This is a genomic window from Vibrio sp. SCSIO 43097 (assembly GCF_023650755.1).
GTDB classification, from domain to species: domain Bacteria; phylum Pseudomonadota; class Gammaproteobacteria; order Enterobacterales; family Vibrionaceae; genus Vibrio; species Vibrio alginolyticus.
Genome location: NZ_CP071841.1, coordinates 279,345 through 302,399 on the forward strand (window position 1 = coordinate 279,345; position 23,055 = coordinate 302,399).

Below are 23,055 nucleotides of genomic sequence, written 5' to 3' on the forward strand. Positions count from 1 at the left end.
GCAGCGATGAACAGTCCTTTAACGATTCCAGTAAAGAACGCATTGAGCCACATCGTTGTGGTAGGTAACGGTATGGTTGGGCAACACCTCGTCGAGCAATTAGTGCAGAAAAACGCGCATTTGGAGCACCGAATTACCGTGATTGGTGCAGAGCGTTTTATCGCGTATGACCGTGTACAGTTGTCCTCTTTGTTTGCGGGTAAGTCTCATGATGATTTGATGCTGAGTAACCAAGAATGGTACGACATGCATGGCATCCAACTCGTACTTGGCAGCCAAGTAACAGGCATCGACAGAGAGCAAAAGCGCATTCTCCTTGATGGTGAAGATGTGCTGGGTTACGACGAACTTGTGCTCGCGACCGGTTCTTACCCGTTTGTGCCTCCAATTGAAGGTAAAGACCGAGACAACGTGTTTGTCTATCGCACGCTTGATGACCTTTCACAAATCAAAAAAGCATGTGAAGGCGCAAGAACGGGCGCAGTGATTGGCGGCGGCTTGTTGGGTTTAGAAGCGGCAAACGCACTTAAACTATTGGGGTTAGAAACTCACGTTATTGAATTTGCTCCCCGCCTGATGCCCGTGCAGTTAGACGATGGTGCTGGCTTAGTGCTAAAAGAGAAGATTGAAGCGCTAGGGCTAACCGTTCACACCTCAACGGGTACGGAACGAATCTGTGATGGTGAAACGGCTAAGCATCGTATGGTGTTTAAAGACAAAGATCCTCTCGAAGTGGATGTGATTGTCTTCTCCGCAGGCATTCGTCCTCAAGATGAGTTGGCAAGGCTGGCTGAGCTAGAAATAGGCGAGCGAGGCGGCATTGTGATTAATAACCAATGCCAAACCAGCGATGAGAACATTTACGCGATTGGCGAATGTGCCCTTTGGGAGCAGAAGATCTTTGGCTTGGTCGCTCCCGGTTACACCATGGCGAGAACCACTGCCGATGTCTTGACTGGTATGCCGAGCGAAGGTTTTAAAGGTGCAGACATGAGCACCAAACTCAAGCTGCTTGGGGTGGATGTGGCGTCTATCGGCGATGCACAAATGCAAACTGAAGGCGCACAGGAAATGGTGTTGCAAGATGCGGTTGCAGGTATCTACAAAAAGCTGGTGGTTGATGCGAGCGGTACCCAATTGCTCGGTGCGATTCTCGTTGGTGACAACAGCGATTACGATGCGCTCTTACAGTGTTATTTGAACAAAACGGTCCTGCCAGACCACGCGGCGAACCTGCTGTTTGATACCGGAATGTTAGATGGAGAGATGCCAGACAGCGCCATCATCTGTTCTTGTCACAACGTCACAAAAGGCGACTTAGTTGCCGAGATTCAAGCTGGCACTACCAACCTGACGGACCTTAAAGCCAACACTAAAGCCGGTACTGGCTGTGGTGGCTGTAGCAATATGGTGAAGTCGGTATTGGATACTCAACTGGCAGCCATGGGGGTAGAGGTTAACAACCACCTTTGTGAGCACTTTGAGCTCAGTCGCCAAGAGATGTTCCATATTTGCCAAGTGGAACAGATCAAAGACTTCGACACCTTAATTGCACTGCATGGCAAAGGGCATGGGTGTGATATCTGTAAGCCGACAGCGGCATCTGTGTTTGCTTCTTTGTGGAATGAACACATCATGGAGCCACAGCATCAATCTCTGCAAGATTCTAATGATGCCTTTATGGCAAACCTGCAAAAAGATGGTTCTTACTCGATTGTGCCTCGTGTTCCGGGCGGCGAAATCACACCAGACAAACTTATCGTGCTAGGTGAAGTTGCTCAGCAATACGATCTGTACACCAAGATCACTGGCGGTCAGCGCGTAGATTTATTTGGTGCGCAGTTAGAACAGCTTCCTGAAATCTGGCAAACCTTGATTGATGCTGGTTTTGAAACAGGGCACGCCTACGGCAAATCGGTGCGCACCGTGAAATCTTGCGTCGGTTCTACTTGGTGTCGTTATGGTGTTGATGATTCGGTTGGGTTAGCCATTGAGTTAGAGAACCGCTACAAAGGATTGCGAGCGCCCCATAAGCTTAAGTTTGCCGTATCGGGCTGTACTCGCGAGTGTGCAGAAGCGCAAAGTAAAGACATTGGGGTGATCGCCACCGAAAACGGCTGGAATCTATACGTTTGTGGTAATGGCGGCATGAGACCACGACACGCTGATTTGTTTGCATCTGACTTATCCAAATCAGAGTTGATCACCATGATCGACCGAGTATTGATGTTCTACGTCAGCACCGCAGATCGCTTGCAGCGCACGTCGGTGTGGATGGAGAACATGGAAGGGGGCCTAGATTACCTTAAACAAGTGATTTTGGATGACTCTCTCAACCTATGTGATTCTTTGGATGAACAAATGGCACGAGTCGTAGATACGTATCAATGTGAGTGGAAGAGTACGTTGGATAATCCTCAGAAATTGCAACGCTTCCGTCCTTTCTTGAACAGCACGTCGGGCAGCAAAGTCTTGCCGTACCAACGTGTGCGCGGTCAGCGTATTCCAGTGAAACAGGAGGTGTAAATGGCAGCTTTAACCAAAGTGAAATTGTGTCAGCTTGATGACTTAATGCCGTTTATCGGTGCTACTGTATTGATTGAAGGCGAGCACGTTGCGCTATTCTACATTCCAGATAGCGGTGTTTACGCCGTTCAAGATTGGGATCCAATTGGTAAGGCTAATGTGATGAGTCGAGGGATTGTCGGTGATATTGATGGTGAGATGTGTGTTGCATCACCACTGTATAAACAGCACTTCAGTTTAAAGAGCGGGCAGTGTTTAGAAGACGAAGCGCACGGTCTAAAAACTTGGCAAGTAACGGTCGACGATAATCAGGTTTGTCATATAGTCGAAGAATGATCCTCGAAATTAGCTTGCTCTGTATGAGTGAATTTTTAGCGTAAGAGACAAGCGAATAGAGCTCCAGAGACAGCACAGTATGGCTCTGGAGCTTTTTACTATTTGGAAGGATTCACTTGCAGTTCGGTATAGCCGGTCGAGTCGTCCATCGTTCTGGTAAACTCAAGTTCTGAGTAAGAATGGATGATCAATTCTGCGGTGGTATCTATAACCGTGCCTTCCATTAAATGCCCGCCCCAGACTCGTCCTTCACGATCAGACACCGAGATATGAACGTGCTGATGTTCAGGCGTTAGGGTTCCCATCACAGAGACGATTTCAAATGGCTCTTGTTTGGTTAACGTACTCTCTGCACCTGCCAAACGAAGGTTGAGGTCAGAGACACAACCAACGCATGAAGCAATCGAGCCTGCTTTGATACCATACTGCTCGACCAATTTCGCTAGGTTCAGCTTTAAGTCCATGCCTTTGGTAAGACGTACCGCTATCACTTCAATCGACATGTCACTTCCTAATCAAAACCAGCAAGCAGGAAAGCGCCGTATCCAAATCGGCATAACGTTTGGCTTTGCCAAGCACGCGCATGCCTTGCATGTTGTTGAGAACAAAACGAGCAAGCTCTTCTGGTTTAAGCGTTTTCGGCACTAAGGTTTCTTTTTGTGCATTGGTCAGCGCATCTGCAATGATGTCGATAAGATGGTCAAATAAGAAATGCCCTTTACGCAGTACATCATCGTCTTCACCAGCGTGCTCAATCAACGCATTTTGGATAAAACACCCGCAGCTGCGTTTTCGTTGCAGCTCAGCAAAAGATTTAAGGAACGATTCCAACTCAGGTAAAGACGCATCGTCTTTTTCTAAATCATTCAGTGACGGTAGCGAGACCTTTTTTAAGTAAGTATCGAGCGCTTCGTAGTAGAGCTGTTGCTTGTCACCATAGGTGTTGTAAAGACTGAAGCGGTTGATGTTCAACTCGTCGGTGAGATCTGAGATAGACGTGTTCGCAAAGCCTTTGCGCCAAAACACATCCATAGCCACGAGAAGCTTTTCATCTCGGTCGAAGTTGGCTTTTCTTGCCATAAATTACCTGCCTGGGCCTGCTTATCGGGTAATTAAATTGCTTTGGAGGGATAGTACAGAGAACCTCTAGCGTTCGAACTGAACCAATATGATGAATACCCATCTATTCTTGGGTATCAGCCTCCAAATTCATGTGAACTCACAAACGGCATCAAAAATCTCGCTCAGCAAACAGCCCCACAACTGTTTGAAAATTTTTGATAGTGAAGTTCTTGACTGATCGTTTATAAACTGACTACAGTATATCCTAACCAATCGGTTAGAAAAAGATAAAAGGATGTGAAATGAAGCTCTATGAAACCGCAATGACTCCAAGTTGTAAGCGAGTTAGCATTTTTCTGAAGGAAATCGGTGGCGAGGTTGAGCGAATTGCGCTGAACGTTCGTGAGGGCGATAACCTATCTGAACCGTTTAAATCGAAAAGCGTGAATGGCAAAGTGCCTCTGCTGGAACTGGATGATGGTACGACGATCTGTGAAAGCGTGGCGATTTGTCGCTACCTAGATGAAGCGTTTGAAAATGATCTGGCGCTGTTTGGTGCTAACCAGCTCGAACGTGCTCAGGTGGAAATGTGGCATCGTGTGGTGGAGTTCCAAGGACTAAATGCGGCATTTCAGGCGTTTCGAAACATGACCGGAGTTTATGGAGACAGAGAACGTTGCGTTGAAGCATGGGGCGAAGAATCAAAACAACGCGTCTACGAATTTCTGCCTGTCTTAGACAAGCGCCTTGAACATAATGATTTTATCGCCGTAGACCATTTTACTATCGTCGATATAACAGGCTTTATTTTGATCAGTTTCGCAATTAAAGGCCTAGAAATTGATGTGCTATCGACGTCGCCAAACATTGCTCGATGGTATAACCAAATTTTAGCTAGACCTGCATTTCAGAGTTAATGTATTGCAGCGAGTGGATGATAGCTCGCTGCTACCACCTTACCGATTCTTAACTCAGCAGGATATTCAAATTTTTTCATATTTTTCTTATTTTTTCTCCTATCGCCTATAATTGGAAAAACAACCTCAATTTGCTTCGTTGCGTTTTAGAGCCTTGGGCTCTTGGTCCGTAGACGCTCTCTTTCATCATGGAAAGTCTAATAATAGACAAGGAGAGGTCATGAGTATTCAAGTGAAAACTATCAATAATATTCTAATCGCCCTGTTAATGGTTTCGGTTTTTGGTCTATTCGCACTGTACCTCAATTACACACAGCAGAATGAACAGATTGAAAGGCTGCAAAGTCAGTTAATCGAAAAAGAGCATCAGATACTAATTTCTAATGAAGCGTTGTCTTACACTCGATATCAACACCAATTATTAGCCGAAGACTACAGCCGTTTTAGAAATGAGCAGTCAGTGACTAGTGTTTTGCGTTAGCCAGTAAAGCAACCGTATTAAGGAGGAAGATGAAACCCATTCTTTTGGTCGATGATAGTAAAACAGTACTGCTTTACATCAGCAGTGCATTGGAAAAGCAGGGCTATGAAGTGGTTGCAGTTGAAGACGGAAGAGCTGCGCTTGAGGTGCTAACCCACCGCCCTGATATTCAGTTTGTGCTGAGTGATTTAATGATGCCTGGAATTAATGGTATTGAATTGTGTCGCCAATTAAAATCTAAAGTTAGCGAACGTTACATTTTCTTTGTTCTACTGTCTTCTAGAAATGACCAAAGTTCGATCGTGAAAGGCATTGATGCTGGCGCAGATGATTTCGTAGATAAGAAGACGTCTGTAGAGGAACTTCAGGCCAGAATCCGTGCGGGGTTTCGTACTTTAGAACTGCACAACAAACTCGTTGAGAGAAATAAAGAGCTAGATGCGGCCTATCAAACAATTCACCAAGACCTACAGTCTGCTAGTCATCTGATGGAGCAACTACTCCCTGCTGAATCAACTATTCAGAATGTAAATTTTAGCTATGTCTACAAACCATGCTCCCAGATTGGTGGTGATATGTTGGGGTATTTGGAGCTCGATGAACGACATGTTGCGTTTTATGTATTTGATGTTTCTGGTCATGGTATTTCTTCAGCTTTGATGGCTTTTTCTATTCAACAGACGCTATCTCAAAGTCAGGGGCCTGATTCGATCACGATGGAGTTGAGAGATGACGGCTATTGCGTAAGTGAGCCTGCATCTGTGATTGAACGGCTAAATCGGCGTTATCAGCAAACTAGAAACAGTCAACTTTACTTTACTATGGCTTACGCCATTCTTAACACAAAATCAGGGCAACTTAGCTATTGCACGGCTGGCCACCCCAGGATCTTAGTTTGGCGAACGAGTACGAAAACGATGGAACAGATAGGTGACGATAACTTTATCGTTGGTGCAATGCAGCCGATGGAATATATCGGTAACCAAATTAGTCTGGATGAGGGCGATGCATTGTGGCTTTATTCGGATGGTTTGATTGAAGCGAGGCAGGGTGAGGAGATGTTTTCACTACAACGATTGGCATCGAGTATAAAAGTTGTTTGCACGCTGACAGTTGAAGACCAAGTGGGAGACGTCTTTAAAAAAGTACAATCTTGGCATAACGAAGATGAGTTTGATGATGATGCCAGCCTTTTACAGGTAAAATGGCATGGTGAGAGGCTCGATTTAAGGAAAAGAATGTCAAAGAGCGAATTTAAACGAACTTACGGGAGCTCCCTTACTCACTCACGAAGTGCGAGCAAAGACGTTGTTCGGTTTTTGATGGGTCATCAAATCCCCTTAAATGCAATTCAATCATTGGAGCTTTGTGTCGTTGAGCTCATGAATAACGCTTATATTCATTCTTACAGTGAAATAGAAGGCCTGCCAATTGAAGTGGAGTGTAGGGTTGGGGATGACCAAGTGTCCGGTTTCGTGGAACTGAGAGTCTCTGATTGCGGAGCGCCGATCAATGAAAAGACGTTCATCCAACATAAAAACAAACAGATTGAGGCACCTAACTTAATGGATGACGATAGTTGGTCCTCCTCTGGTCGCGGACTGATGTTAGTCGCTCAATTATCTGACCTGTTTAAATTGGAAAAAGGTTTCGAAAACAATACGTTTGTTGTAGTGAAAAGGAATAGGGAGAGAAACTAACAACCAAGCAAAGTCGATTTCCTTCACTTGGTCCCTAGCGTTAATCTGACGGTTGCGTTGTATATCATTGTTATTTTGTATTCGTTGTTGGTGCCGGTGATAGTAACGCCTCCAACTCTTCTGGTGTTAGAATATCACTGATGTTTAACATATTACTTTCATCATCTAGCGCCATCTTTGTACGGCTAAGTAAGTACCTTTTTTGAGTTGGTGTTAGGTCTTTGAGAGACTCAATCAACTCCCTGAAATTGCTATTATTCATTGCCATATTTCCCCCAGTTAAGCCTTGAATTTCTTTATTGCATATTCTTCAAGTAAGCGAAGATTTGTTGATTAATTGCAGCTAGCTCTTTAGTAACTATAGCTATATCTGAGCTATCTGGCGCTGTATCGTTTCTGGTTTTTTCTTCTATTCTTTGAAACGCAATGACCGCGGTGTCTTCTCCGAAACTCTCTAGAATGCCCTTTAAACTATGCGCTAATAGATAGAGTTCTGACCAACATCTGCTTGTATATAGCTCATCTATACGCTCTATATCATTCGTGTGATCTTCAAGGTATGTAGAAAAAACAGTGACGATCAGATCTACGTCGTTATCCATGTATGTATTGAGAACATCAAAATTAATCATGTATACCCCTATTAAACGTTGCGGTAGAGGAATGTTTCGGATAATGAAGGCTTAGCCGAAGGTATGAATGGCATAACCAGTATTTGAGCAGAAATAGTTTGCTTGTCGCTTGAGATAAACTTACAAAAAGAAAGTCATTGTTAAAGATATTTTGACTTATATCCAAACGGCAATGGTCGAAATGTAGGGATGAAAAAACTTCAACTCGCGTGTTTTTAACACAAGTAGCAAAGGGGACGTTTCCAAGTAAAACGCCGAGTCGGTAAGTGTCTTGCAGTCCTAGTTTAAGGCTATCGTTACATACGGACGCCCGACGTTCGCCAACTTTGACTATTCCTTCAGTCAAGGCTAACTCTCCTCATTAAGTACAAGCATAAATTAGCAATCTAGTTGCATATTGGCAAGTGATCTGCGGCAAAAAAGGGACTCGCGTCCCTTTTGTATTACTAGCTTTGCTTAGAGTCCTGTTCTATTTGCTTCATAAGCTCGTTGGCTTTCTTCATAGCGCGTCTTGCGCTTGAAGTCCTTCGCTTATTAAGTAATATATCGGAGAAGCGTAAGTATTTATCAGCAGTTTTGAATCTTAAATCGTTAACATCCTGAAAACCAATAGGAAAGTTTTTCGAGAACAGATCCACATCCTTCACCAAGTTATCGAGATGAGTTGTCGTCCTTGCCTTTTCTAGGCGAGAATAAAAGTTTTCAAACTCTTTTTGGAACAGGATTCTAGCGGCATCTTCTGGAAACGGTAGAGGGCTGTTGGAATCTAGCGCTGTCTCATATAATTTCATTTCCAGCACTGCATCTTTCATCGCATTACTTATCTGTAAGTTCTCTTGATGCTCTTCTACGTTTGAAAAGAAGGTGTTCCCAACCTTAATAAGAGCAACAAGTGCAGCTGCGTCTTTCTTTTGGAGTGCTTCAGTGAGGTGCTGACCGAAAACATCGCTAGATAACGAACTTGGCGTGAAAGGATAACCTTGATGAATCTGATTTAACTCATCCTTGAGCTCATAGATGGATTTACTGCCGTCTTCTTTACTGTACCGAGACTTTTCAAGTTGACTGTTGATTTGCCTTGCTATCGAAAGTAAAGTGGAGTGCTTGCTTGACTGAATATCTAAGGCAAGAACTTCTATTTTATGTGAGTCAGGGTAGTAGGTTTTTGCTTTATCAAGTATGGACTCAATTTCATCATAATTCGGGTAGTTGTTGGCATCAGAATTCAAAACCTGATCAATTTCAGATTCAAACTCGCTGAGAATATAGGTCTTGTGTAAGCGTAATAAGCCAGCCTTAACGACTGGATGTAAGCTTTTTTCACTATCAATCAGTGCCAAACTTTTTTCTGCTGGCGTATCAAGCTGCCACTCTTGTCCGGCAATTTGATCATTTTGCTTGCTAATAACGGTTTCCAAATTGGCGATGGTTTCTTGTTGCTGCTGATAACCAAATACAATGCCGCTAACTAATAATATACTCGCTGCCGCGCCGCTAGCGATAGGCCAATAGCGCATATTCAATTTGCGTTTCAACTGCTCAGGGGTCAGCTCGTTCGGAATGATGCCAGTTGAAAATACGCTTGAAAATATTGGCCACTTAGATGCAGGCATGTTAGTTGGTTTAGAGACCTTGATCTTCTTTTTGAGAGCTTCATTAACTGGAGTTCTTGCGTAAGGGTGTTTGCAACTCAATAGCTCGTAAGCAATACAAAATAGAGCAAACATATCGTCGCTTAAGTTCGGTTCCTTACCGGATAACAGGTTGAGTGATGCATAGTTGGGAGTATAACCAAGCGTTTCAACATTTTCGGATTTACGTTTAGCCGCATATTGATCCTGCTTTAATTGATGAGTTTTAGATACACCAAAATCAAGCAACTTAACGTTACCCTCAGACGTTAAAATCACATTAGCGGGCTTTAGGTCGGCGTGCACTACACCAAGAGAGTGAGCATATGAGAGTGCATCGAGTACCTGATTTAGGATTGATAAAGTTGCATTAAACTTCAGCCCATGGGGCCTAGAACGCTGTATTAAACTCTCTAATGTTTCTCCGTTAATATACTCCATAACTAAAAAGTATATTTCGCCATCAACACCAAAATCAAAAACCCTAATGATATTAGGGTGGCTTAACCTTTGAGTTTGTTGAGCTTCACGTATTAACATGCGTGCAGTCTCTGGTTGAGAAGCAAACTCTTTCTGTAATATTTTTAACGCAACGTAGGGTGTTTCTGAACCTGAAGATTCAAGAATCCTATCTTTAGCTAAGTAAACATCGCAAAGCCCACCATGCCCAATAACCGACTCAATTTCATACCGATTTTTAACGGTCGCTCCTATTAAGCTTTCGTTAATAACATCTTTGTTATTATTTAATGAGTCATCTTTATTGTTTTTTTTCTTATTAACTAACGGAGTGTTTTCTTTTTGAGACAGTTTTGTATTTGTTTCATTTTTATTTTTAACGGAGGTTTCATTATTAGTGAGTTTGGTTGATTTAATTGCGTTGTCTCGTTTTTGAGTCTTTACAATTTTAGTTTTATCTCCGCTTTCTTCGTTATTTATAGAATTGTTTTTATTACTGTCTTCCATCACAAGAACTCCGTATAAATGATGGGGGAATATATACCTTTCTGCTCAATGAAAAGTCATTATGTTAGAATTTCTCGGCCAAACTAACATTCGTTTTTTTATTGATGAAAGTCTAAGTGTCAAAAATTTGAACTTGGTTGGATAATTAAAATTGTTGAACAATACGTGATTGCTTTGATAAAAAAATGATTCATTATTCCGTGCATGATTTTCAATGGCAGTATTAAGATTTTTATTAATCTTACTGTTAATAAAAAAGCAGTTAATAATAAAATTAAAAATAATATCTAGCAGGTCTTTGGCGAGGTTTACATGAAGTTGGTTTTAACCATAACAAGTTTTCACAAATTTACTCCAGAGATTGAGAGTGAGTTCGTGTTTGAATCAAGTGATGAACATGCCAAGGTTACATTTGGTAGGTCTGAACAATGTGATTGGACACTACCAGATCCTGAAAGAGTGGTATCCGGAACCCACGGAGAACTGATTAAGTTTGGTGACAAATACTTGATAAAAGACCTCTCAACTAATGGTACTTTTGTAAATAATGCTGTAACTCCTGTGGGTCAAGGAAATGAAATAGCACTAAGCGATGACGATATGGTTAGCTTAGGGGATTATCAAATTTCAGTTTCTATTCAAACAGATACAGATGTATTCAGTCTTGAGACAAGTAAAAGTCTTTCTAGCGCACCCCCTGAAGTAGTCTCAAGTCCATCGGAAGCAGAATTTGTTGACCTAGGCCTTAGTGCTAGTGAACTCTTAAACGAAAGTGTTCCTTCTGACTTTCAGCTAGATATTGGTTTAGTCGATGATTTTATTGATATTCCAAAGCCCGAAAAACAGAGCACCGTATCTGAAACTTTACCGAAAGTTAACCGACAATCAGAACACCTATCGACTCCCAACTTTGATACCAATGGGGGTGAACTTGCGGCTTTTGTTAGAGGGGTGGGTATAGATCCAATGATGATTCCCAGCGATAACCGAGAGGAATGGTTCGAACAACTGGGGGAGTCATTTTCTTTGATGCTAGTTGGTTTAATGGAAACACTGCATAACAGAGCAGTGTTTAAACAAACAAATCGACTTAGTCATACCGCATTTCGTAAGTCAGAAAATAACCCTTTAAAGTTTTCTGCAAACTTAGAAGATGCGATTCATAACTTATATAACCGTCAAACCGCTAGCTTCTTAAAGCCAAATGCAGCCATTAAAGAAGCATTTAATGACATCGAAAGTCATGAGCAAGCCTTAATGAAAGGTGTTGAAGGTACGGTTTCGAGTGTTATGTCACTTGTTGAACCTACTTCTATATACTCAGATGCTTTAGCGAAAGACACGGTTATTAATAAGGTTATTCCAGCTAGGAAATATGCTCAAAGTTGGAAGAGGTTTGAGGATATTCATGAAAAGCTATCCGATGATATTATCAATAAAGAGTCTCCGTTCTATTTAGAAGACTTCGCTAAGCACTATGAATTAGCATTAAAAAACAAAGGCTAGGAATTAGGGTGATGAAAAAGTTTTACCAATATATTTTGTTATTAATTTCAATAGCTTTATTTGGGTGCTCAGCAGCGAACCTAGTTGTTGATCCATACTCAGATTTAGAAATAGCAGCAAGTCATAACATTAATCCTGATTCAAACGGCAGGCCTTCTCCTGTAGTGGTGTATGTATTTGAATTAACGTCAAATACCATTTTCGAAAGCCAGGACTTTTTTTCTATTTATGAAGAAAGTGAAAAAGTCTTAGGACCTGATTTAGTGAATAAATATGAAGTTTCATTAACTCCAGGTCAGAAAGAAACATATCAAGCAAGTATGTCTCCAAAGACAGAATATTTAGGCATTGTCGTAGCGTTTCGAGATATTGAAAACTCAAATTGGCGACAAGTCATTAAAGTGGATAAGACCGGTTACAACACATATCAAGTATTGTTAGAAGATCTGTCTTTGGTCGTTAAATAACGTTTAGTTGGCTAATTATAAATGACGCAATACTCCAAGACGGCTTGGTGCGAAGGAATGTTTTTACGTCCCCAGCACTTCCAACAACAAGAACGCGCAACCTCTCAAGAATTCAAGGGCTTACATCAGTTAGGTGGGGCTTACAATTGGGGAGTTTGGAAATGTCGAGTAAAAAAACACGCGCTAAAAGATGGTCTTATTGAACTTGAGCATCTTGAAGCTGTTTTGCCAGATATGACGTTGGTTAATACGTTAATATCCAACGATTCAGTTTCGCCTCTACTTATTGATAAAAACACTGAAAATACGTTAGTAAAAATAACTCTCCCTCTTTCAAGTGTTACAGGTAAAAACGTTTCGGATGTAAGCGAATCGATCGTCTCTCGTTATGTACTTCAAGATATCGACGTGATAGATAACCTTACAGGACAAGATGAAGAAACCATCCAAGTTGCAGCCCTTAACCTAGAGTTGAAAGCGAGTAATGACAAATTAGCGGGTTATGTGGAGTTACCTATCTTAAGGATCAAAGAGGTAACTCCTGAAGGGGAAGTTATACTAGACGATGAGTACGTTCCTCCGCTTATCAACCTCCTTAGCGACAAAGTTATGTCAGCTTATCTACGTAACGTTATCGCGATGACAAAGATGCGTGCTGACGTTATTGCACAGCGCTTGATTAAGGGTAAATCTGCATCGGCATCTGCTGTTGATTTCATCATGCTCCAAATGCTGAACCGATATGAGGCGAAGTTAAAGCATTTCAGTGAGTTAGATAGGTTACATCCACTGGAATTAGCGACGACACTTAAAGGTTACATTGGTGAGTTAGCCACTTTTTCTAATAAAACTAAAAGAGTCCCAAGTTTGCTTGCGTATGATCACTTAGATGTATCAAGTGTCTATAGCGAGTTGAATCAGATACTCAGTCAGTACCTCAGTGTTGTCCTTGACCAAACTGCGGCCAAACTTCCGTTGGAGCCTCGCCAATACGGTATTCAAGTGACGCCGCTTCCAGATAAACGCGTGCTTGAGTCATGCCAATTTGTGCTAGCAATTAAAGCAGACACCACAACAGATGAAATAAGACGCCTGGTCCCAGCGCAACTCAAGTTTGGCCCGGCAGAACAGATTCGCGATCTAATTAATAATCAGATCAACGGTATAAACGTAGTGCCGTTGAGTGTCGTCCCGAGACAGATTCCTTACCAAACGGGCTATGTTTATTTCGAAGTTGTCAAGAAAGGGCCATTTTGGATGAGGCTAAAAGATAGTGGCGGTATTGCGCTTCACCTATCAGGGCATTTTCCGAATGCTGAACTTGAGCTTTGGAGTATTAATCAATAGGCGCGCTCTGTATGGAACAAACGATAGTAAAACCAACACCGGGTGGAAGAGCACCCGCATCGAAACCACAATCAGAAAAGTCTGTGGATAATACCGTAGTTATCTCAAAAAGCCCTGAATTGGTGAACAATGATTCAGTGGTCGCTTATGGGAATAACTCTCTACTAGCAGAGGCGAATGGCCTGTTATCTATTATCGGTCAAATTCGGTCGACAGCGACTCATTCCGATCCGTTGTTTCTAAAAGAGACATTGGCACAAAAGCTTAGAGATTATGAGAACCGATTACGTCAGCATGACGTTGATTTGGATACCATTGATACAGCTCGTTATTGTTTATGCTGTTCACTAGATGAAGTTGTCCTTAACACCAATTGGGGTGGGCATTCATTCTGGAGTCACGATTCATTACTTAGCTCCTTCTATGCTAGCAGTCAAGGTGGGGAAGCGTTTTTTAAGCATCTTGATAAGTGCATGGCGAAACCAGATGCGAACTTAGATTTGCTTGAACTAATGTATGTGTGCTTATCTCTCGGGTTTCTGGGTCAATACCGTTTAGAAAAAAATGGACTGGAATCGCACCGGAAATTGAGAAGACAGGTTATTGCTACTCTTAAGTCTTATGGGAGAGGAGTCCCTCAGGAGCTAAGTAATAGTATCGACCAACACATTTTGAATGGCTCAAAGGCTTCTGATAGAGCCCCTCTTTGGGTTGTATGTTCTGTAACGGCGGCATTATTGGTCTGCATATATATGTATTTTAGCTATGAGCTAAATAAGGCATCCAATCGCACCTTTTCTCAATTAGTCAATTTGATTCAACCGCAACAACTTAACCAAGATGCAACGTCAGAATCAAAATCAGCGCCAATTGCAGAAAAGATTTCAATGTATCTAGCAACTGAGATCGGTAAGGGGCTAATCAATGTTGAGCCGCTGCAAGACAGGGTAAGAATTTCGTTAAAGTCTCAAGATCTATTTGAATCAGGTAGTGCTGATGTTGTCGCTTACATCCAACCCGTTATTTCTAAGCTTGCGAGAACATTGGAGTCGACCCAAGGCAAGATCATTGTTACTGGTCACACCGACGATAGGCCTATTTTCACGAGTAAATATCCCTCGAACTGGCACCTATCATTAGCTCGAGCCACTGCTATGTCTGAACAACTGATCTCGAATAGTGCATTAGAAGGGCGAGTGATACCCGAGGGATTGGGGGATGCAAGACCATTAGTTGAAAACAGTAGTGATGAAAACCGAGCTATTAACCGCCGGATTGAAATCGACCTTCTTGTCGCGAATTAATAATAGGTAGATAGAGATGCGTATTAAAGAAATTGGCAGAATATTTACTCAAAGATGGTTTCTCGGTCTTATCGGTGTCGCTGCTTGTTCTATTTTCATTTGGGTTGTTGGTCCACTTATTGCGATAGCGGGATATGAGCCCCTAAAGAGTGACTTTCAACGGCTAGTCACTATTCTAGTGTTGGTGTTGCTTTGGGCGATATTTAACGTTACCAAGCAGCATAAGCAAAAGGTGAAAGAAGACGAAAGTATTCAAACGTTGCTTGAGGTTGATAGCCAATCAGATAAAGAAGCAGCAAGTGAAATTGACTTAATGCGCGAGCGTATTGAGCAAGCTGTCAAAGTAGTGACGAAAACACACAAAGGCAAGAGAAGCTTGTATGACTTACCGTGGTATGTGTTGATTGGCCCTCCTGGAACGGGGAAAACAACCGTATTAAAGCAGTCGGGGTTAGAGTTTCCATTAGGAGACAGCCTTGGCTCTGACTCTATTGCCGGTGTAGGTGGCACTCGCCACTGTGATTGGTGGTTTGCAAATAAAGCAGTTCTTATAGATACGGCTGGCCGGTATACGACACAAGACAGTCAAGAAAAGGTCGACTCTAAAGCGTGGCATGGTTTCTTAGGATTGTTGAAAAAGTATAGAACGCAAAGACCAATTAATGGTGCGATTGTTACGATAAGTTTAGCCAGCGTGATGTCTCAGACTCGAACCGAGCGAAGTCTTCATGCTCGAGCAATTAAGTCGAGACTTCAAGAACTGAAAAACCAGTTAGGCATGCAGTTTCCGATTTACGTATTGCTCACCAAAATGGATTTAGTTGCCGGTTTCAATGAATTCTTTGCCGATTTAAGTAAGGAAGAACGAGATGATTTATTTGGTTTCATGTTCCCTCGTGAAGTGGATGATGAAAGAGGCGTTATTTCTCTATTCAACAAAGAATTTCATGGCATGTTGGAGCGCCTTGATGCCCGTATGCTTAGAATACTTGAAACTGAGGACGATTTAGATAAACGCGCGCTTATCTTTGAATTTCCAAAGCAATTAAGAGTGCTACAAGCTAATCTTGACGAGTTTTTAGCTGAAATTTTTGCACAAAACAGTTTTGAAGAGCCTGCCTTGATTCGTGGTGTGTTTATGTTGAGTTCGGTTCAAGAAGGCTTACCAGTCGATAAGCTGATGAATGAATCAACCAATGGACTTGGGTTAAATCGTTTAGCTCTAGCAAAGAGTCAGACTGGTTCTCATAGTTATTTCGTAAAGAATCTTTTTGACAAGGTTATTTTCAAAGAGCAACTGTTAGGAACAGTTAATCGTCACTATCAAAAGCAGTCAGGTTGGATGCGTCGAGGTGTTTACATTGGATGTACAACGCTACTGCTAGGAGCTTCTGCGCTTTGGTTTATGAGTTATAAGTGGAACTCACAGTTAATTGTCGATACCAATGAACAAGCGAGCCATATTGATGCAATGATTGGCGCTCAAAGTTTAGATTTTGAAGCGGATATTGTTTCAGCTGTAGAAACATTAGATAAGTTGATGACGCTTCCTCTCGGAAAGCAAAGCGACTACGGTGATGCCGACTCTGTAAAGAGGTTTGGTCTCTATCAGGGAGACAAAGTGTCTCAGGCGGCAAACAATGCATATTCTGATGCTTTGACCCAATATTACGCCCCTCTGCTTCTTGATAGCTTGGTGTCAGAAATGGAGAGCAATCAACAGCATCGTGAGTATTTGTACGAAACGTTAAAAACGTATTTGATGTTATTCAATCCAGACAAATATCAACAAGATGAAGTGTTGGCTTGGTTTAACTTTTATTTCGAACGTCAATATCCGGGTGAGCTAAACGCAGACTTAAGAAGACGTTTGCTACAGCACACTCAATATTTATTAGGCAACGATGGACAAGGCTTTACTTACAACACTGCTGCCGTGACGAGTGCTCGAGAAGTGTTGACTCAAATGTCTCTACCTGAACGTGCTTATCAGCGAATGAAAATACAATTTTCTAAGAGTCATGTACCTTCATTTCGCTTGACTGATGTATTGGGACCTAAAGGGCTTGAGCAGTTCGAGCGAGCTAGTGGAAAACCGCTATCACAAGGCATTTCGGGTTTCTACACGTACAATGGTTTTCATAGCATTTTTCAGATTCAGATCAACCGTACAGTAAAAAGCCTAATGGAAGAGAACTGGGTTTATGGTGACGATCTTAAGGCTCATGAAATTGATCAAGATAGTGCCATCCAAGGCGTTCAGTCTCGATACTATCAAGATTATGTTAATGAATGGAAAACGTTGATCGAAGATATTCAATTGAAGCAGGCTCCGAGCCTAGAACTTGCGACAGAGCAAGCGAGGGTTTTATCTGGAGTTGAAAGACCAATCGAATCTTTGTTGAGAGCAATCCAAAAAGAGGTTGCTCTATCAAAAGTATCATTGTCAGAAAATCAAAAAGCCGCTTCTGAAGTTGCTGGTAAAGTTGCCAAAGTTAAGTTTTCAAATACGGCAGATAGACTAGACATGTATTTACCTGAAGAAAACGGCTTCAATGTTGCTCTGCCAGGTAAAGAAGTCGAATCGCATTTTTCAGAGATCTTACGCCTTGGTGAGCAAGACTTTGATGATATTCAACAAGCAATGGTTAACTTGCGTTCGTATTTAAGTGACTTATCAAGCTCTGGTAACAATCAGAAAATTGCCTACAAAAGTATTTTAGATGGAACCGTTACACAAGATGTCGCAGCTTCCTTCGCTCGTGCTAAAGAACTTTTGCCGAGACCATTTAATCAATGGCTAGGTGAGCTTTCTCAAGAGTCGGTTAAGTTTGCGGAGAGCGGTTCGAAGGATCATCTAAATCAACTTTGGGTAACACAGGTGGTCCGCCCTTATCAGCGGACTATTGCTGGCAGATATCCATTCGAGCCCAACGCGAGCAGAGAAGTTAGATTGAAAGACTTTAAGCGATTCTTTGGTTATGGAGGTACGCTTGACGCATTCTTCCAAGAATACCTCGAACCGTTTGTGGATACTTCGAAAAGTCGTTGGCGATTAGAAAAGGAAATTGGAGTTCGTCCAGAAACACTAATGGTCTTTCAAAGAGCGCAACGTATCAGGCAGTCTTTCTTTGAATCTGATAATTCATTGCGCGTAGAGTTTGGGATGAAGCCTGTTTATCTAGACCAGCACATTACTCGATTTGTCTTAGAGTTGGGTGGACAAGATTTGGTTTATAAGCATGGACCAGCAAGAGCTAAATCGTTGAGTTGGCCTGCCGGTCAAGATCAGACTCGAATTGTGTTCACACCACCTGAATCTAAACGCGAAATTGCGCATACCTATGAAGGTGAGTGGGGCATATTCAAGCTTTTGGATCAATCACTTAAAGCAAGGCCAGAATCGCGTAAAGACAATATAGTTATGATTGATTTAAAGGGAAATAAGGTGCAGCTAGAGCTTATTCCTTCTAGTGCCATTAATCCGTTTTGGTCAAATGAAATGGAGAGGTTCAGATGTCCACGAACCTTATAACATCAGGCTGGGGCTATATCGGTAAAATGCCTGCAAAAGGGGACTTTGTGAAAGATGGTTTATCACAAGATTTCTCGGAGCGTTGGCATGATTGGCAACAGGCGGTTATTGCAGTCAGCAGGGAACAACTGGGTGAAAGCTGGAATGAGCACTTTTTAACGGCTCCTGTGTGGCACTTTGCTTTGGATATTAGCTATTTAGAAGACTCAACCTACATTGGTAGCATGATTCCTAGTGTTGATGCATGCGGTAGATACTTTTTCTTTACTATAGCTCGTGCCGTAAAAGGTGAAGCTGCGCAATATTGGGGTGACAGAGCTTGGACTGAGGACAGTGCCGCTCTTGCTCTTTCAGTACTTGAGGACGACTTTGTCTTTGATGTTTGGCATAAGAGTACTCAAGAAAAAAATGACCTCGTTGCGAATGTAACAAGTGAAGTGAGGCCTCTGGAGTTTCTTTATCAAAGCCAAATATCTACAGTTTTTCATGATCACGGCAATACTGATCAAAACGCGCTTTTGAATTACCTCATTAAAGAAAAATTGAGTAAACCATGTTTTTGGTGGACTGAAGGTTCAACGAAGGTTGAACCATGCATGTTCATTACTAGTGGATTTCCTTCAATTGGTCAGTTTTCAGCCATGCTTGATGGCGGCTGGAAAAAGTGGAATTGGTAGGATAGAAGAATGAATTGGAACTATTTTACCTTTGCTAAATCGCACGCAGGAAAAGTACGCCCTTATAACGAGGATGCTCTGTTGGATATGACAGAACAGCATATTTGGGTGGTTGCCGATGGAATGGGTGGACACAGTGCTGGCGATATAGCAAGCCAGATGCTAGTGGATAGAGTCGCGCGCCACATGCAGGATGTCTCCAATACTAATATCGATGATATCCGAAGAGTGGTTCAAGAAGCGAACTTAGAAATTTACCAATACGCACAAAATCACTTAGACGGTAAAACGATTGGAACAACACTTGTTTTGTTGTTTATTCAGGATGGGTATTACCACTGTCTTTGGGTGGGTGATAGCCGAATTTACCAGCTTAGAAGTGGTAATTTTGTCCAAAAAACACGTGATCATAGTCAAGTCATGGACTTAGTGGATCAGGGCTTATTGGCATTTGAAGATGCCGAATCTCACCCTCTTGCAAATGTTATTACCAGAGCTGTTGGGGTCGACGAAAGTGTCACTATTGATCAAGTTTCAGGGCAGTTGGCTGACGGCGATCAGTTTTTACTCTGTAGCGATGGGCTCTCTAAGGAACTTACGAGTGATGAAATTCATCGGACATTGTATGCAGACTCAGTCAACCAAGCTGGATTAGCGCTCATGCATTCGGCTTTGGTTCGGGGCGCAAGTGATAACGTAACTTGTGCTTTGATCAAAGTTCGCCAAACGCAAACGGAGTGCGAAACAGTAACTAGAGAAGACGCAACAATACCTGTCTTTCTAAGAGGGAGAGCTTATGAGTAATGAAATGTTTTATTGGTATGAACAAGCGTTGGCTCCTATATCTCAAGAAAATCCTACAGGTGTTGATCCTAGAGAGGATGTATCACCACAGTCTGCTTACTATCGGTTGAAAGATCAGCGTATGGCCGCCCGCAACGCTGAACGTAATGCTCTTATAGAAGAAGAAAGTATCTATACCCACAGTAATTTATGGCGAGTATTTATTGAAGATGTCCCAGAAATACTCACGAATCAGTCTAAAGATTTGGAATTTGTTGCCTGGCTTATAGAAGCCCTAACTCGATTGTATGGTTTTCGTGGTATGGGCGTTGGCTACAAACTCGCAACCAGTTTAATTGAGAACTTTTGGGATGATCTGTACCCAATGCCTGATGAAGATGGTATTGAGACAAGAATATCGGCGATTATTGGCCTCAATGGTATCGATAGTGAAGGAACACTTATTTTTCCAATTGCTTGTATACCATTGACTGACTTAGGCGTGGAGCAAGCTTATGCCTATTGGGAATATCAGCAAGCTATAGAGCTTGAGCGCTTAGACGAAGATAAGCGCCGAAATCGAGTCGAGCTTGGGGCTGTGGAGCTATCTGAAATTACAACTACGGTTAAGTCGACTTCTGATACGTTTTATCGAGAATTAATCACGGATTTGGAGTTCGCTACGGAATCATTTAATGAATTCAGTCAGCGATTAGATGAAGCGGTCGGTGATGTGACTCCTAGCTCTTATATATCAAAAAGACTTGAATCAATACACTCGGCATTAAAGCACCTTCTTGGAGATCGTTTTGATCAACCACAAGCAGTGATTGAAGAGCTAGAGGATCTTGATGAATCTTCTTCTGAACAACTGTTAAGTGCACAAAGTTGTGATGCATTATTAGCGACAAACATGAAATCACGAGAGCAGGCAATTAGACAATTGCAGCAAGTAGCTGATTTCTTCCGAGAGAGTGAACCTCACTCACCAGTTTCTTACTCCATCGAACAGATTATTCGTTGGTGTGGGATGCCTCTGCCGGAGTTACTGGCGGAACTTATCTCCGACGGGGATGCAAAGAAAAGCTACTTCCGTTTGGTTGGCATAGCAGAACAAAATGAAAATTAATAAAGGGAGAATGGTATGACGAGTATCCACTCGAAACTATCACGAGTACGGAAGCCTCGTGTCCACATTACCTATGATGTTGAAACTGAAGGTACGACTCTTAAGAAAGAACTGCCTTTTGTTGTAGGTGTAATGGGTGACTTCGCTGGTCAAAACACAGAAGCGTTGAAGCCATTAAAAGACCGCCGTTTTATTCAGATCGATCGAGATAACTTTGACGATGTACTCAAAAAAATGAATCCATCGGTGAAGTTTAAAGTTGCGAATAAGCTTGCGAATGACGATTCACAGTTTGAGGTCGATTTAAACTTTAAATCAATGCAAGACTTTGAGCCTGCTGCGATCGTAAATCAAGTTGATCCACTACGCCAATTGATGGAAACGCGTAATAAACTGCGTGATTTGATGACAAAAGTTGACCGCTCAGAAGAGCTTGAAAATATCCTAGAGGATGTTTTGAACAATACAGACAATCTGGCAAGACTTGCAGGCGAGTTAGATCTTGACAAGAAAGCGAAGTCAGACAGTACTGAAGGAGCGGAATAATGACGACTGAAGCTGAAAAACAGTTAGATCCAACAGTTAATGAACAGACAACTTCATTCTTAGATCAAGCTATTGGTGCGACTAAGCAGACCGAAGCTTCTCGTGCTGAGGAGCTGATTAAAACGCTCGCTGAAGAAGCAATGAAAGGGACAGTTACTTGGAACAAAAACCTAACAGTAACTTTTCGTGAAGCGATTAATTTGCTCGATAGGCAGATTTCTGATCAGTTGTCTGAAGTAATGCATCACCCAGAATTACAGAAACTCGAAGGTTCTTGGCGCGGCTTAAATTATCTAGTGATGAATTCAGAGACCAGCTCTACTCTGAAAGTTCGCATGATGAGCATGACCAAGAAAGAGCTACATAAAGACTTGAGCAAAGCTGTTGAGTTTGATCAAAGCCAGATCTTTAAAAAGGTTTACGAGTCTGAGTTTGGTAGTGCTGGTGGTGAACCGTATGGTGCATTGATTGGAGACTATGAGTTTACCAACCACCCAGAAGATATTGAGTCGTTACGCCTAATGTCAAATGTAGCGGCTTCTGGCTTCTCTCCATTCTTGTCCGCGGCTTCACCAGCACTATTCGGCTTTGATGAGTGGACTGAGCTGTCAAAACCACGCGACCTAGATAAGGTATTTGAATCACTAGAATACGCCCAATGGCGTTCGTTCCGCGAGAGTGCCGATTCGCGCTTCGTTAGTCTGACGATGCCAAAAGTCCTTGCTCGTTTGCCATACGGACAAGCTACCGCTCCAGTCGAAGAGTTTGGGTTTGAAGAGTTCGAAGTAGATCCTGTTTCAGGTATTGCTGTTAACGCTGAACATAACGACTACTGTTGGATGAACTCTTCGTATGTTCTTGGTGTTAAGTTAACCGACGCATTTTCAAAATATGGATTTTGTACTGCCATCCGTGGTGCAGAAGGCGGCGGTCGAGTGGATAACTTGCCAACGCATTTCTTCATGAGTGATGATGGCGACCCTGATATGAAGTGCCCAACAGAGATTGGTATTACCGACAGACGTGAGGCGGAGCTTGGTAAGCTTGGTTTCTTACCGCTTTGTCACTACAAAAACACCAACTATGCAGTGTTCTTTGGTGCGCAAACCTGTCAAAAACCAGCGAACCATGAATCCCCTGAAGCAACGGCCAATGCGGCCATTTCTGCCCGCCTACCTTATATGATGGCAACATCTCGTTTTGCGCATTATTTGAAAGTAATGGCTCGAGATAAAATTGGTAGCTTTATGGAAGCAGAAGACGTTGAGTCTTGGCTGAACCGCTGGATCCTAGGTTACGTCAATGCTTCTGAAGGCGGTGGTCAAGAGATCAGAGCGAAATACCCTCTAGCAGACGCTCGTGTTCAGGTTAAGGAAATTCCTGGCGCACCTGGTTCTTACAATGCCGTAGCATGGCTGAAACCTTGGTTGCAAATGGAAGAACTGACGACATCTTTGCGACTTGTGGCCAAGATCCCTCAGTCAGGTGGATAAGAAACGAATTGGCTGGT

The 23,055-nt window shown here is 42.4% G+C and carries 20 protein-coding genes; 15 read left to right on the forward strand and 5 right to left on the reverse strand.

The window, feature by feature from the left end:
- Nucleotides 1–6 precede the first annotated feature (6 nt).
- Together nirB and nirD are read left to right on the forward strand one after the other, a co-directional pair.
- Nucleotides 7–2,526, forward strand: coding sequence for a nitrite reductase large subunit NirB (gene nirB, locus J4N40_RS17645; RefSeq protein ID WP_065275352.1), 2,520 nt, complete (start codon nucleotides 7–9; stop codon nucleotides 2,524–2,526).
- Nucleotides 2,527–2,862, forward strand: coding sequence for a nitrite reductase small subunit NirD (nirD, locus tag J4N40_RS17650; RefSeq protein WP_017634206.1), 336 nt, complete (start codon nucleotides 2,527–2,529; stop codon nucleotides 2,860–2,862).
- Nucleotides 2,863–2,960: 98 nt separating this feature from the next.
- Here nirD and J4N40_RS17655 read toward each other — a convergent pair whose 3' ends face one another.
- Both J4N40_RS17655 and J4N40_RS17660 read right to left on the reverse strand, forming a co-directional pair.
- A complete protein-coding gene (locus J4N40_RS17655; protein WP_042604124.1) occupies nucleotides 2,961–3,365 on the reverse strand; it encodes a PPC domain-containing DNA-binding protein in 405 nt (134 codons plus the stop codon).
- Nucleotide 3,366: 1 nt separating this feature from the next.
- Nucleotides 3,367–3,942 carry a TetR/AcrR family transcriptional regulator gene (locus J4N40_RS17660; protein WP_005387553.1) on the reverse strand — a complete coding sequence of 192 codons (576 nt, stop codon included), beginning with the start codon at nucleotides 3,940–3,942 and terminating at the stop codon, nucleotides 3,367–3,369.
- Nucleotides 3,943–4,226: 284 nt separating this feature from the next.
- On the opposite strand from J4N40_RS17660, the gene J4N40_RS17665 reads away from it, so the two are divergent.
- From J4N40_RS17665 to J4N40_RS17675, 3 genes are all read left to right on the forward strand, one after another.
- The gene (locus J4N40_RS17665) at nucleotides 4,227–4,841 is read left to right on the forward strand and encodes a glutathione S-transferase family protein (protein WP_005375905.1); all 615 of its coding nucleotides are present in this window, start codon (nucleotides 4,227–4,229) and stop codon (nucleotides 4,839–4,841) included.
- A 220-nt stretch (nucleotides 4,842–5,061) separates the two neighbouring features.
- Nucleotides 5,062–5,322: a hypothetical protein gene (locus J4N40_RS17670; RefSeq protein WP_017820228.1), complete on the forward strand. Its 261-nt coding sequence runs from the start codon at nucleotides 5,062–5,064 to the stop codon at nucleotides 5,320–5,322.
- Nucleotides 5,323–5,351: 29 nt separating this feature from the next.
- Entirely contained in the window at nucleotides 5,352–7,022 is a 1,671-nt protein-coding gene (locus J4N40_RS17675; protein ID WP_115386677.1) for a SpoIIE family protein phosphatase, read from the forward strand.
- Nucleotides 7,023–7,092: 70 nt separating this feature from the next.
- Here J4N40_RS17675 and J4N40_RS17680 read toward each other — a convergent pair whose 3' ends face one another.
- The 3 genes from J4N40_RS17680 to J4N40_RS17690 form a co-directional block, all read right to left on the reverse strand.
- Complete coding sequence (locus J4N40_RS17680; protein ID WP_025767706.1) at nucleotides 7,093–7,284, reverse strand: hypothetical protein; 192 nt, start codon at nucleotides 7,282–7,284, stop codon at nucleotides 7,093–7,095.
- A 34-nt stretch (nucleotides 7,285–7,318) separates the two neighbouring features.
- Entirely contained in the window at nucleotides 7,319–7,654 is a 336-nt protein-coding gene (locus J4N40_RS17685; RefSeq protein WP_115386676.1) for an Hpt domain-containing protein, read from the reverse strand.
- A 446-nt stretch (nucleotides 7,655–8,100) separates the two neighbouring features.
- Nucleotides 8,101–10,251 carry a serine/threonine-protein kinase gene (locus J4N40_RS17690; protein ID WP_165439090.1) on the reverse strand — a complete coding sequence of 717 codons (2,151 nt, stop codon included), beginning with the start codon at nucleotides 10,249–10,251 and terminating at the stop codon, nucleotides 8,101–8,103.
- A 312-nt stretch (nucleotides 10,252–10,563) separates the two neighbouring features.
- Between J4N40_RS17690 and tagH the strand changes: the two genes are divergently transcribed.
- The 10 genes from tagH to tssC are packed head-to-tail and all read left to right on the forward strand — an operon-like array spanning nucleotide 10,564 to nucleotide 23,038.
- Complete coding sequence (gene tagH / locus J4N40_RS17695) at nucleotides 10,564–11,757, forward strand: type VI secretion system-associated FHA domain protein TagH (protein ID WP_005375931.1); 1,194 nt, start codon at nucleotides 10,564–10,566, stop codon at nucleotides 11,755–11,757.
- An 11-nt stretch (nucleotides 11,758–11,768) separates the two neighbouring features.
- On the forward strand, nucleotides 11,769–12,224 hold the full coding sequence (gene tssJ / locus J4N40_RS17700; protein ID WP_005375933.1) for a type VI secretion system lipoprotein TssJ: 456 nt from the start codon (nucleotides 11,769–11,771) through the stop codon (nucleotides 12,222–12,224).
- Between the two features lie 21 nt (nucleotides 12,225–12,245).
- Complete coding sequence (gene tssK / locus J4N40_RS17705) at nucleotides 12,246–13,571, forward strand: type VI secretion system baseplate subunit TssK (protein ID WP_284694806.1); 1,326 nt, start codon at nucleotides 12,246–12,248, stop codon at nucleotides 13,569–13,571.
- 11 nt (nucleotides 13,572–13,582) lie between these two features.
- Nucleotides 13,583–14,875 (forward strand): type VI secretion system protein TssL, long form, encoded by a 1,293-nt coding sequence (gene tssL / locus J4N40_RS17710; RefSeq protein WP_033907010.1) that lies wholly within the window; start codon nucleotides 13,583–13,585, stop codon nucleotides 14,873–14,875.
- A 16-nt stretch (nucleotides 14,876–14,891) separates the two neighbouring features.
- A complete protein-coding gene (tssM, locus tag J4N40_RS17715) occupies nucleotides 14,892–18,410 on the forward strand; it encodes a type VI secretion system membrane subunit TssM (protein WP_115386673.1) in 3,519 nt (1,172 codons plus the stop codon).
- Nucleotides 18,392–19,087, forward strand: coding sequence for a type VI secretion system-associated protein TagF (gene tagF, locus J4N40_RS17720; protein ID WP_115386672.1), 696 nt, complete (start codon nucleotides 18,392–18,394; stop codon nucleotides 19,085–19,087). Before tssM ends, tagF begins: the two co-directional genes overlap by 19 nt.
- Nucleotides 19,088–19,096: 9 nt before the next feature.
- Nucleotides 19,097–19,891 (forward strand): PP2C family protein-serine/threonine phosphatase, encoded by a 795-nt coding sequence (locus J4N40_RS17725; protein WP_250654626.1) that lies wholly within the window; start codon nucleotides 19,097–19,099, stop codon nucleotides 19,889–19,891.
- Nucleotides 19,884–20,999: a type VI secretion system protein TssA gene (tssA, locus tag J4N40_RS17730; RefSeq protein ID WP_115386670.1), complete on the forward strand. Its 1,116-nt coding sequence runs from the start codon at nucleotides 19,884–19,886 to the stop codon at nucleotides 20,997–20,999. The genes J4N40_RS17725 and tssA overlap by 8 nt, the downstream gene beginning before the upstream one ends.
- Nucleotides 21,000–21,014: 15 nt before the next feature.
- A complete protein-coding gene (gene tssB, locus J4N40_RS17735; RefSeq protein WP_005387524.1) occupies nucleotides 21,015–21,545 on the forward strand; it encodes a type VI secretion system contractile sheath small subunit in 531 nt (176 codons plus the stop codon).
- On the forward strand, nucleotides 21,545–23,038 hold the full coding sequence (gene tssC, locus J4N40_RS17740) for a type VI secretion system contractile sheath large subunit (protein ID WP_005375950.1): 1,494 nt from the start codon (nucleotides 21,545–21,547) through the stop codon (nucleotides 23,036–23,038). Before tssB ends, tssC begins: the two co-directional genes overlap by 1 nt.
- Nucleotides 23,039–23,055 lie beyond the last annotated feature (17 nt).